Origin of the sequence: Paenibacillus sp. V4I9, from assembly GCF_030817295.1 — a bacterium.
Classification (GTDB): Bacteria; Bacillota; Bacilli; order Paenibacillales; family NBRC-103111; genus Paenibacillus_E.
Map to the genome: position 1 here is coordinate 2,279,896 of NZ_JAUSZE010000001.1, position 11,798 is coordinate 2,291,693.

The following is an 11,798-nucleotide window of genomic DNA, read 5'->3' on the forward strand; positions in this document are numbered from 1 at the left end:
TTTAATACCTTAAGGCAAGAGGTGCTCTCATTTCGTTAATGTCGAAATATAGAGGAATTTGTCAAAGCACATCGAATTCCCTTGAAAGATTAATGATCAATTGGAGGAGTCATAAGGAATGAAGCCACAGAGAACAGCAAATGTAAAAGGATGGGTAAGAAAGTTTTCATTTAAGTCGTTTAAAGCAAGAATGACGGCCATGTTTCTTGTTATTGCGTTAGTACCGATGCTGTTTAGTATTATTTTTTCTTCTTACTATTTGAAGAATGTAGTGACAGGTGAGGTTCACTCCAAGGAAGAGAGTATCGTTAAAGCCAATGTATCAGCAATTGACTATTCCATTCAGCGGCACATAGCGATTTTGAAAGAAATGCAAAAGTTCGACGAATTCAAGAGTGGCAATGAACAGGAAATTATGAAGACGCTTAAGAAATTTGAACAAGCCAACAAAGAAGTTGAACAGTATGTTTATGCAAATAAAGACGATACTGCGCTTACTTCAGCTGGTCAAAAGATTCCTATAGGTGAACGCGATTACGTTAAGCAAGCCAAGCAGACGAAGCTGCCTGTCAGCAGTGATTTGCTCGTCAGCAAAGCTTCGGGTAAAAATGTCATCATTGTATTTGTCCCGCTGCTTGATGATAAGCAAAACTATATTGGTGGATTATTCTGTCCATTAACAACGGATAATCTTACCGTCTACACAAAGACGATAAAAATAGGAGAGACAGGCTACGGTTACTTAATGTCTCCTTCCGGAATGCTCTTAACCCATCCTGATGCAGCTAAAGTAGGCAAAAAAATGGAGGATGTATTTACGCCGTCGGAAGCAGCTAAGTTTAAAGAGACTGTTTTGAAAGAAGCGAAAGGAACGTTTCAATTTACTGGCGAGGATGGGGTAGCTACAGAAATTAGCTTTGATACAATCCCATCAACAGGCTGGCGCTTGGTTACGAATTTAGTCAATGCGGAAGTATATAGCTCGGTAAAAACAGCAAATCAAGTATCGATATGGCTGACTGTGATTACGACTATCGTAGTAGCGGCTTTCGCACTGATTGTCTCGACGAAAACAACAAAACCAGTTATTGCGATTACGGAAGCAGTGAAGAAGATGGCTGAGGGCGACCTAACTCCACGTCTTGCTATCAAGCGAAGTGACGAGCTCGGACAACTTGCCGATAACATGAATCATATGCTCGATTCTTTCTCAGACATTGTCGGAAAGGCTAGATACACCGCGGAACAGCTAGGCGCTTCATCGGAAGAGCTTACGGCTTGCGCTGCGGAATCGGTCGACATTTCAACTACAATCGCCCAATCGATTCAAGAAGTGTTCAATGCGAGTAAAGGCCAACTGCAAGGTGCGGAGCAGACATCTACCGCGATGGGGGAAATGGCTATTGGGGTACAACGGATTGCAGAGTCTTCATCGGTCGTGACAGAAGCATCGCATGCTTCGCTGCAGGAAGTTCAGCAAGGACGCGTTGCGATCAATCAGGCTGTCGAACAGATGAAGTTCATTAATGATTCCGTCGGGAAATCGGCAGATGATATAAGAGCACTTGAATCGTACTCACAAAAAATCGGTGAAATTGTGTCGGTCATTACTGAAATTACAAACCAAACCCAACTGCTATCCCTCAATGCTTCTATTGAGGCCGCACGCGCTGGCGAACAAGGACGCGGGTTTGCGGTGGTAGCGAACGAAGTCAAGAAGCTGGCGGAACAGTCATCATCCTCTGCAGCCGATATTTCGAGTTTGATTCGGGAAGTGCAGTCTTCGACGTCAAGAGCCGTACAAGCAATGAATAAAGGTGTACTGGACGTAGAGAAAGGTTCTGAGCTTATTGATGCGGCAGGTCAGGTCTTTAACCGTGTTACCTCGACATTCCAAGAAATTTCCGACCAAATCCAGGAAGTCTCGGCCGCATCTCAGGAAATGTCGGCTGGAACTCAGGAAGTAACGGCGTCCATGAGCGAAATTGTGCACATGACCAAAGCCTCTTATGACCACGGACAAGGCATTTCTGAAGGGTCGAAGAAGCAGCATGCGACCATGGAGGAAATATCTGCCTCAGCAGAAGATTTAAGCAATATGGCGCAAGAACTGCAAGAATCGCTTGCTAGATTTAAAACTCGTTAATATTTCAAACGTTTATACAAGCTTGGCAAAGGGTATAGAGAGGTCAACCAGAAACTGGTTGGCCTTTTTGTTTTGCCCAAAAATCCAGAAAAGAAAGGGAAAAGAGTTACAAAGTCTATAAAACGAGAATAGACTAACGTATAAGTAGGCCATACGGACAGGAGGCATGCTATGAATGACAGGACCTTATATCTATTCGATGGCATTAATAAAAGCTCTGTGAAAACCATAGTCGAGCAAATCATGAGAATTAATCAATATGATGATGACAAAGATAAGAAAGAAAAAGACTTCAAGCGACTGCCTATCGACTTAATTATTAACAGTAATGGTGGGAGTGTCTATGATGGTCTAGGATTGATCAATGTGATTGATAACAGTAAGACGCCGGTACATACATACGTGTATGGACTTGCTGCTAGCATGAGTTTACTAATCGCTGTTAGTGGTCATAAGAGGTACGCCGGCCGACTTAGTACATTCATGTATCATTCTGTATCTACACATATCGACGGTCATTTGGAACACTTGAAAAATCGTGTGGATGAAACGCAGAGGCTGCAAAACATTTATGATGAGTACATCTTATCGAAAACGAAGCTGCATACAGACGAGCTGCATCGTGTTCAGGAGCATCAACGTAATTGGTATCTGAGTCCAGATGAGGCCTTATCATTTGGGATTATTGATGAAATTGTATAGGTATGGCGGAGAGAAGCCTGAGGGATTCTCTTTTTCTTTGTTTTTTCTTTGCTTTTGGTGTTTAATTGAGAGATAGAGAGAAGAGGAGCAGCCGTGCTGCCCCCTAATGAAAAGGAGATCCATACCGTGTATAAAATTGTATTTTTTGATATTGACGGCACATTAGTTAACGAAGAAAAACAAGTTCCTGCAAGTACGATAATTGCAATTCAACAATTAAAGCGGCAGGGGATCGAACCGGTTATCGCAACAGGACGAGCTCCCTACTTCATCAAGCCCTTGGCTGAGCAGCTTGGGATCGATTCCTATGTATGCTTGAACGGCGGCTATGCCGTTTATCGAGGTGAACCGCTCTACAGACGGATTATCGCCAAGAGCAGCATAGAAGCGCTGGTTAAATTGGCGGCAAAGCATAAGCATTCCCTCGTATTCGAAGGGGAGCACAACTACTTCACGGATACTGATGACGACCATCCTTTTGTTGTAGGATCTATTTCCTCATTGAAGGTTGATTTGCCGGCGTATGACCCGGATTTCTGGAAAACCAACGATATTTATCAAATCTTCTTGCATATTGAAGACACGGATGAGCATTTGTACGAGGAACTGCAATCGGAATTTAAGTTGATTCGCTGGCATCAGCATGCGATAGACGTATTACCTGCAGGTGGTTCGAAAGCCCAAGGGATCGCCGCGCTTTTGGAGCTTGTTGGATTGAAGCCGGAAGATGCTGTAGCTTTTGGGGACGGCTTAAATGATATGGAGATGCTTTCGTATGTCGGATTCGGTATCGCGATGGGGAACTCTCACAAAGACTTACTACCATATGCCGATCATGTAACGACACATGTAGATGAAGATGGCATTCGAAACGGACTTATTACGGCAGGATTGCTATAGAAAAGAAACAATACATACAGGGTGAAGATAATGAGAATAGCTTTTTTTGATTCAGGGATAGGCGGTATTACTGTCTTACACGAAGCCATGAAGCAACTGCCTCATGAAGATTTTCTGTATTTTGCGGATACCCTTCATGTTCCATACGGGACGAAATCGAAGGAGGAGGTTCTTGCTTTTGTCAAAAAATCCGTAGACATGATTATCAAAGAAGAGGTCAAAGCCCTCGTCATTGCTTGCAACACAGCAACTAGTATAGCCATTGCAGAATTAAGAAAAACCTATGAGATGCCGATTATCGGCATGGAACCCGCGGTAAAGCCAGCCCTCGAAATGAATCGTTCATCAGGTAAAAGAGTGCTCGTTTTCGCTACGCCTTTAACGCTCAAGCAATCGAAATATAGAGAGCTAGTTTCTCGTATGGATGATATGGGTATGGTGGATTCGGTGCCGCTGCCGGAATTGGTTGAATTCTGTGAACAATTAAATGTGGAGGGTCAACAAATCACTGATTATTTTCATGCCAAGCTGGAGCCCTTTGACCTTAGGATGTATGGGACAGTCGTTTTAGGATGCACGCATTACCCTTTTTATAGGGGCGTTCTAAGAAAGATGCTGCCAAGTCACATCCAAATTGTTGATGGAAGCGCGGGTACTGTGAATCGGTTGATACAGCTGCTCAGGGACCGGAACCAATTACTTGGCGAGGGACAATCCAACATCAAATTCATGTGTTCCAGCAATGAGACAGCCTATATTCAGAAGATGGAAAAGGCCTTGGAAATCATTCAAGCTATTGGATAGTAAGGTTTGAGAACAAGTCAAAAAGGCATTGCCGTGCAGCCGCCGCTGCATGACAATGCCTTTTATTATGTTTAGTAGAAGGATTGCGTTAGGTTACGCTCTGATTTCAAGCAGCTCATAGCTAATGACACCCATTGGTGCATTCACACTAATCACATCACCAACTGATTTGCCCATGAGGGAAACGCCAAGTGGACTTTCATAGGAAATTTTATTTTCATTCACATCGGCTTCCTGAGTACCGACGATTTTATACTCAATTTTCTCAGCAAATTCCACATCATTGAGAATAACGGTAGAGCCAACTTGAACTTTGGATGTGCCGATATTCTTAACAACTTTAGCTTTCTTCAGCATTCTTTCAATCGTCAATATTCTGGTTTCCATGAAAGATTGGTCATTTTTGGCGGAATGGTACTCACTGTTTTCCTTGAGATCACCATAGCTAATTGCTGTTTTAATACGGCTGGCTAGTTCTTTGCGTTTGACGGTTTTGAGATCTTCAAGCTCTAATTCTAAACTACGTAATCCTTCTGGAGTTAGAATAATTTCATCATTGGACATATTTTTTGCAGCTCCTCATTCATTCGATACTAGATATACTACTAAAGTAACTGAGGCAAGTAAAGTAAGTAAGACAAGGAGAACTGTCTAACTTGATCTTTTTTTCATAAGCTGGGCTTGATGTAAGCAACTTTATAGCTATGACTGGCTTCGCCTTACAATGATCTGGAGGATAGCCCTTCTTTTTGCCATTCAATCATCCTATCATCAAAATCTCCCGAATCTCTTGCTCCGTCAAGACGGACAATGCCTCCTGGCCCGGCTGGATCACTTCATCAATCAGGTTCTTCTTTTTCTGTTGGAGCTCGTACATTTTATCTTCAACGGTGCCTTGCGCAACAAGACGGATCACCTGCACGACCTTCTTCTGTCCGATACGATGTGCACGGTCGGCTGCTTGCTGTTCCACAGCAGGGTTCCACCATAAGTCGTAGAGGATAACGGTGTCGGCACCGGTAAGGTTTAGTCCAGTACCGCCGGCTTTTAATGAGATGAGGAACAGGTCTCGCTCGCCTTCATTAAATTTGTTGCACAGCCCTACACGCTCTGCAGTTGGGGTTTTACCGTCTAAGTAGAAATACGGCACTCCTTGATAACCTAGGTCTCGTCCAATCATTCCCAGCATCGCTGTAAATTGCGAGAATATCAGCACCCGCTTGCCGGCACTTCTGCATTCTTCGATAATCTGCATGAGCTGCTCGAACTTGGCCGAGCTTCCGGCATAATCTTCGACGAACAGAGATGGGTGGCAGCACAACTGGCGAAGTCGGGTCAAGCCGGCCAGAATTTTGATCCGATGTTTATTAAAGCTGTCTTTGTTCAGATGCTTCAGTGTTTCTTGTTGTAGTTCGGCCAAATAGGCGACATACAGCTTCTTCTGCTCCGGCAGCAGCTCGGAAGCTTGTAACGACTCGATCTTCGCCGGCAGTTCCTTCAGAACGTCGGTCTTCAGCCTGCGCAGCAGAAACGGCCGGACCCGCTTGGCCACACTTTCACGGGATAAGTCATTGAAAGCTTTTCTCCCGCGGAACAATTGAGGGAACACCGCGTCAAAGATGGACCATAGTTCTTCAAGCCTGTTCTCGACTGGAGTTCCAGTAAGGGCAAAACGGTATTGGGCTTGAATCTCCTTCACCGCCTGGGCCGTCTGTGTGGTGTGGTTCTTGAACACCTGGGCCTCATCCAAAATAAGCGTATGGAACGATGGCTTCATATACAGGTCGATATCCCTACGCAAAAGCGGGTATGAGGTTATGAGGACATCCACATGTGACGCATGTTTCAGAATCTTGCTGCGCTCTTCTCTGCTCCCATCTGCGATGACGGCCCGAATCTCTGGCGCGAATTTCTTCAGCTCATTGAGCCAATTGTAGACGAGAGAAGCGGGAGCAACGATTATCGCCGGCAGCGCCTGCTTTCTAATCTCGGGCAGTACAGAGACAATAAAAGCGATGCTTTGTATGGTTTTTCCAAGGCCCATATCGTCTGCCAAGATGCCGCCGAAATTGTACTGGGCCAGCGTCTTCAACCATTGGAAGCCATACTTCTGGTAATCCCGAAGTACAGGTTCCAGACTGGCCGGCACCGTGAAATCCAGATTATCCGGATTCCGCATGTTTTCCAGCAACTGGCGGAATGTTCTGCCCAGCTTAACGGTATTTCCTTGCCTCTCGGAATCCATCAAATAGAGCCCGCGGACTAAGGGGAGGCGGATCTCTGCTGCTTTCACGTCCTCCTTGGTAATGCCCATTTCGTTCATGATGCGAACAATTTCCTGAAACTCCACGCTTTCGAGCGGTAGTAACGCCCCATCCGGCAGCCGGTGGTATTTGCGTTTCTCCCCAAGGGATTTCAACAGATTGCGGATTTCCGATTCAGGAATACCTTCCATATCGAATTTGAATTCCAGCCAATCCGTTCGTTCATCCACATCAACCTTGACCTTCGGCGGGCCATGTCCGGTTAGAAGTCTTGTTTTCACGGCAGAGGTGGCATAAACAGTCACCAGCTTCTCCAACTGCGGAACGACGTGGTACAGAAATTCGTATTCCTCGTCTTCACTATCCATGAAATATCCCTCCTCCGTCTTAGCGAAGGGACTTTGCTCCATAAGTTCCAGAATTCGTCGCTCCTGATCTCCGTCTCGCATTAGAATGCGGTCGGTTCCGCGCCTCTGCTCATTGCCTTCTAGCGGGTTAATGACAATATCGCCGTATTGAAACTCCAGACCGGCAAGCAGTCGATCTTTCACTCGGTCCAAATACAACTTAGCCTTTAACGGCGTTCGCATAATGCGGTCGGAAATGGCCCCAGCGATATGGACACTGCCTAACTTCATCAGGCCAGGAATCACTTTTTCCATAAAAGGTTCCATTTGCTCGGACGGAATTTGAATTTGGTGCTTGCTGGAGTATTCGAGCATTTGCTTTAGCTCCGAAAGACGCTTGCACGGTTCAGCTTGCATGTGCATCAGCTTTCCTTCGGAAAGGACAACCCCATACGATTCCATAACTGTAATCTTATCCAGACCTTGGACATCCAATTGGAAGCCTTCGGCCTCTGTTTGGTCGAACTCAAAGAGGAGCGGGATGGGTTCATCGGATACACGGATTCCATCGAATGTACGGTCATTCTGCTCAAGTTTAACGGACTTAGCCTGGTTAAGCGCAGGAAGAAAGGTTCTCCATGAGAAAGGAGGAACCAGAAGCATCCGATCGCCACTCAAATGATTGACATGAACGGAGTATATAGTTGAAGTCTCATGGTACATCTGCTCATTGTGATAGATTTCGATAAGCTGCCGAATGACTGCATCATCTTCTTTTTGAAAACTATGGAGCTTAGGGTCGTAGGTAAAATGCTTTGAGAATACATAGGCTTCTCTCCGCTCAATATGATCAAGAAATTCTCTTAACCTTTGGACGATATACAGTCGTTTAGGGCCGACCTTCATCTCAATCCCGAACATGAGCTTCCGATAGCCGTATTGGAATGGTTTGCAGGTAAACTCCAGTTCTAGAACTTCTCTTGTATCGAAAAGAGGTTGTGAACGGCTTGGACGCAGCGGTTTGTTCCCGAACAAATCCAGGATATTGCTCGTCAATCTACGATCTCCCTCTGAATTTCCAGAAGGTCGGGTTGTTGTACCGCCAACTCGAGATACTTGCTGAATTGCATGAATATTCAGCAGTACGGCAGCGATATGTTCGCAGTATTTATCGTCCGGATCATACGCAGGACAGGTACAATGGGCAATAACATCCCCGTTTATATTATTTTCAACGGTCACTAGGCAGGTGCCGTTATATCCTTCGACTGTTGCTTCATAGAATGGCATTTTAGGATTTTCATTTAGGAAAGTCACTTGTCCTTCATGGTAGTAGGCTTCTCCTTTTTCATAAGAAAACCGGCCACACAACAACTTAATGACCCCATCTGTCAACTGAAAGCTCATTACCTTGATCCTTCCTTTTGAAAAATAGATATGTTCCGGAATTGTTATTTGTTGAATTCATTATACCAAACATTCGTTCTCAGGAAAAACAAGCATTCTAATCAAGAAAAAAATGCAGCCTATTTCCGAAAGGAGAATGGACTGCATGATCTTAATTCTATAAATTTCTTCCCTATATTACCAAACGTTTTAGTGTGTGTATATTAATAGATAGACAACGCTTTCGTATCCAACTATACTACTGAAAGAGGGATATTCCCTCGGTTTGTGTCGAAAAAAAAACGAACTTTATTTCACGTCTAAGCTGTAATATTGAGTTTACATTAAAAAGAAAGTGTGAAACTTCATGAGAATCAACACCAAAGTCATTTATGTCACCTTTGCTATTGTTATTTTATTGCTTGTAACGAATAACACCTCTTATTATTGGTTCACGAAATCGCTCTTAACGCAAGCGTTATCTGAACGCATGGAATCGACTGCGAGTCAAATCCGCACATCCATTGAGCAATCAGAGGAAGGTTCATTTTTTGTAGAAGATTTAATCGGTGAGAATCTTCGTTCTGTCGCGCTTTTCGCCAAGAGTCAGCTAGATCCGGATATTGATAAAGTTACGAATGAACAATTAGTTCAGCTTGCCAGGCAAGCAGGTGTCGATGGTTTCTCGCTGATGAAGCGAAATGGTGATGATATTATGATAAGTAAGTCATCCGAGCCCAAAGAGCTTCAGATTACAAGTACCAAATCATTCGGTTATTGGTTTACGGCTTTTAACCAGCTTCTGGATAACCATCAAGTTACGATTGCTGAGGGGCAAAAGCTGCCTAATTTCTGGTCGGGTATCTATGATGTTCCAGCTTCAGGTTCAAGCAATGTTAGTAAGTTTGGGTACTTTTATGATGGAAGCACTAATTATTTAATATGTGTGTTCGTCAATGCGGATAAAATTCAGAAATTCAAGCAAATCGTAGGCGCGGATACGATCGTGAAGAAAACGCTCGCTTCGAATCCAGATATTTTGGAAATATCGGGACTAAACGGAGTAACTTTTGGTACAAAGCCGATTGAGTATAAAGACAGTAGTGGGGTTCCATTCATTTCCGTCTATGACCGCCCGGTTTTATTTGGTACATATAACATAACGAGTTCGAAAGATTTGGATAATTACAAGGAGTCCATACTGGAAAATAAACCAGTTAGCGTTGTGGAGAGTTGGAATGGGAAGCCCATTCTGAAAACGTTCATGTATGTACCTGTTAAGAAAAAAATGACCGAAGTTCAAAGGGAAGTTCCTTATGTGATTACCATCGTCTCGGATTATCAAACGATTCAACGCACTTTAAACAAGCAGCTCGTTCAGCTTACAGTTCTCATTGTTCTATTTACGATTTTTAGCTGTGTATTAATATATTTGGTTTTCCGATTTATTACGAAAAGCCGAGAAACAGCTGTCCAGTCCACACAAGAAATGTACATTCAAAACGTGGATCTCATGTTTGCTACGATACGCAGTCAACGGCATGACTTTCTAAACCATGTACAAACCATGTATGCTCTGCTGTCTAAAGGGAAAAAAGAAGACCAAATGAAATACATGAAGGAATTAATTGAAGAAATCAACGAAGTGAACGATATCATTCGAATCGGGCATCCAGCTATCGCGGCTCTTATCCAAGCAAAGATTGCGCTTGCCATGAGAACCAAAATCGATTTCGATTACCATTTTACCGGCTTAGAAGGCTTGTCATTAGGTGTGAAATCCGTTGATATCGTGAAAATTATTGGGAACTTGATTGATAATGCATTTGATGAGGTCAATAAATTCCCACCAGACGAACGTGAAGTCATGGTTAACGGATGGTCGGAGTCAAACCATTTAACCATATCCGTCACCAACCCGGTTCATCCCGAGTTCCAACTTGATGATTATAACAAAATGTTCACGATTGGCTACAGCACTAAAGGTGACGGTGAGCACCAGGGGCTTGGTCTATCAGTTGTGAAAGAACGAATCGAGTATTACAAAGGGACCATCGAAGTGTCTGTAGCAGACGGCTGCATCTGTTTCCAAATATCGGTTCCGATGCAATAATCATCGTATCCAAGCTGCTTTTAGTAATTGAATCCCGATCTCCATATTCGTTATGGTTATACTACCAAAGCCCAAGTAAATCTTGGGCTTTTTGTTATTGGGTATCTCATCTTATTGAGAGCTGTAAACACGAACCCCTTTAGCAAGGGCAAGGTCTTTTAACTTTTCTGCTGAACATGAACGATTGACCGTCAATTCAATGTGCAGTCCAGCTCCCTCGCCTTCTATTTGAACAAGAGAGCCTAGATGAGCGTGTATTAGCTTGAGCATTTTCTCATTTTTTTTCCGATACGTATTGCGCATACGCCTGATATGACGGTACCAATGTCCACGTTCCATGAACAGAGCCATGGCGAGTTGATCTATACGTGATGGGCTTGAGAGCGTGCGTTCCATAGATTGAAGATTAGGCAATAGTTGATGAGGCAGCACCATATAATTCATTCGTAATGCAGGCGTGAAAGCTTTGGAGAATGTTCCGATATAAATGACCACACCATGCTGATCAAGGCCTTGAAGGGAAGGAATAGTTTTGCCAGCATGACGGAATTCCCCATCATAATCATCTTCAATAATATGGCTTTGATTGTGATATGCCCAGTGAATCAGTTCCTGCCTAATCGCATAGGATAAAGGGTTTCCTGAGGGCCGGTGGGAAGGAGTAACGTATACCGCGTCTATATTTGTGGGAATGATCTCAGCAATAGACGGATCATTTTCACTTAGCGGAAATGGGACAACCGTATACCCGTTCTGTGTAAATATATCATCGACCTGAGCAATGGCATTCTTTTCAAAAGCGACTCGTGCGGATTGTCCAATTAGTTTCGAGGCAGCTCTCTGATCTTATGCAGGAGGTATTCGGCGAGAAGGGGGCTCATGCTCGATCGGTTCTAGGAGCAAATTCATTACGAGATAATCTGCCTCTTGTCGTTGATACTATTTTTGAGATTACCTCTCAGGGGTAACAAACAAAGGGGCTGTCTTTTAGGGGCAGAAAAACAAAAAAATGAGGTGGCAAGGTTAATTGCCTTCTCATTTTTTTGTTTTTTCTGCCGATAAAAACCACCCAGCCACTAGTAAGCAGAACGTCGATTCGTTATTTTGGGAAATGGCGCTTGAAATCGAATGAGAGG

The 11,798-nt window shown here is 43.8% G+C and carries 8 protein-coding genes; 5 read left to right on the top strand and 3 right to left on the bottom strand.

What is annotated here, in order from left to right; translation table 11 throughout:
* Window positions 1–118 precede the first annotated feature (118 nt).
* The 4 genes from QFZ81_RS10425 (at window position 119) to murI (ending at window position 4,552) form a co-directional block, all read left to right on the top strand.
* Window positions 119–2,146 (top strand): methyl-accepting chemotaxis protein, encoded by a 2,028-nt coding sequence (locus QFZ81_RS10425; RefSeq protein WP_307602635.1) that lies wholly within the window; start codon window positions 119–121, stop codon window positions 2,144–2,146.
* Between the two features lie 171 nt (window positions 2,147–2,317).
* Window positions 2,318–2,848, top strand: coding sequence for an ATP-dependent Clp protease proteolytic subunit (locus QFZ81_RS10430; RefSeq protein ID WP_307444754.1), 531 nt, complete (start codon window positions 2,318–2,320; stop codon window positions 2,846–2,848).
* Window positions 2,849–2,965: 117 nt separating this feature from the next.
* Window positions 2,966–3,748, top strand: a complete 783-nt coding sequence (locus QFZ81_RS10435; RefSeq protein WP_307606871.1) for a Cof-type HAD-IIB family hydrolase — start codon at window positions 2,966–2,968, stop codon at window positions 3,746–3,748.
* Between the two features lie 30 nt (window positions 3,749–3,778).
* Window positions 3,779–4,552, top strand: coding sequence for a glutamate racemase (gene murI / locus QFZ81_RS10440; RefSeq protein WP_307444752.1), 774 nt, complete (start codon window positions 3,779–3,781; stop codon window positions 4,550–4,552).
* A gap of 93 nt (window positions 4,553–4,645) precedes the next feature.
* On the opposite strand, the gene greA is transcribed toward murI, so the two are convergent.
* Both greA and QFZ81_RS10450 read right to left on the bottom strand, forming a co-directional pair.
* On the bottom strand, window positions 4,646–5,116 hold the full coding sequence (gene greA / locus QFZ81_RS10445; protein ID WP_171647486.1) for a transcription elongation factor GreA: 471 nt from the start codon (window positions 5,114–5,116) through the stop codon (window positions 4,646–4,648).
* Between the two features lie 196 nt (window positions 5,117–5,312).
* Window positions 5,313–8,570, bottom strand: coding sequence for a DEAD/DEAH box helicase (locus QFZ81_RS10450; RefSeq protein ID WP_307602637.1), 3,258 nt, complete (start codon window positions 8,568–8,570; stop codon window positions 5,313–5,315).
* A gap of 346 nt (window positions 8,571–8,916) precedes the next feature.
* On the opposite strand from QFZ81_RS10450, the gene QFZ81_RS10455 reads away from it, so the two are divergent.
* Entirely contained in the window at window positions 8,917–10,662 is a 1,746-nt protein-coding gene (locus tag QFZ81_RS10455; protein ID WP_307602639.1) for a sensor histidine kinase, read from the top strand.
* A gap of 111 nt (window positions 10,663–10,773) precedes the next feature.
* On the opposite strand, the gene QFZ81_RS37310 is transcribed toward QFZ81_RS10455, so the two are convergent.
* The gene (locus QFZ81_RS37310; RefSeq protein WP_373463771.1) at window positions 10,774–11,484 is read right to left on the bottom strand and encodes an aminotransferase-like domain-containing protein; all 711 of its coding nucleotides are present in this window, start codon (window positions 11,482–11,484) and stop codon (window positions 10,774–10,776) included.
* Window positions 11,485–11,798: the final 314 nt, after the last annotated feature.

Coding starts and splice junctions, on each gene's coding strand:
- QFZ81_RS10425 (WP_307602635.1), top strand. CDS start 119: ATGAAGCCACAGAGAACAGCAAATGTAAAAGGATGGGTAAGAAAGTTT.
- QFZ81_RS10430 (WP_307444754.1), top strand. CDS start 2,318: ATGAATGACAGGACCTTATATCTATTCGATGGCATTAATAAAAGCTCT.
- murI (WP_307444752.1), top strand. CDS start 3,779: ATGAGAATAGCTTTTTTTGATTCAGGGATAGGCGGTATTACTGTCTTA.
- greA (WP_171647486.1), bottom strand. CDS start 5,116: ATGTCCAATGATGAAATTATTCTAACTCCAGAAGGATTACGTAGTTTA.
- QFZ81_RS10450 (WP_307602637.1), bottom strand. CDS start 8,570: ATGAGCTTTCAGTTGACAGATGGGGTCATTAAGTTGTTGTGTGGCCGG.
- QFZ81_RS10455 (WP_307602639.1), top strand. CDS start 8,917: ATGAGAATCAACACCAAAGTCATTTATGTCACCTTTGCTATTGTTATT.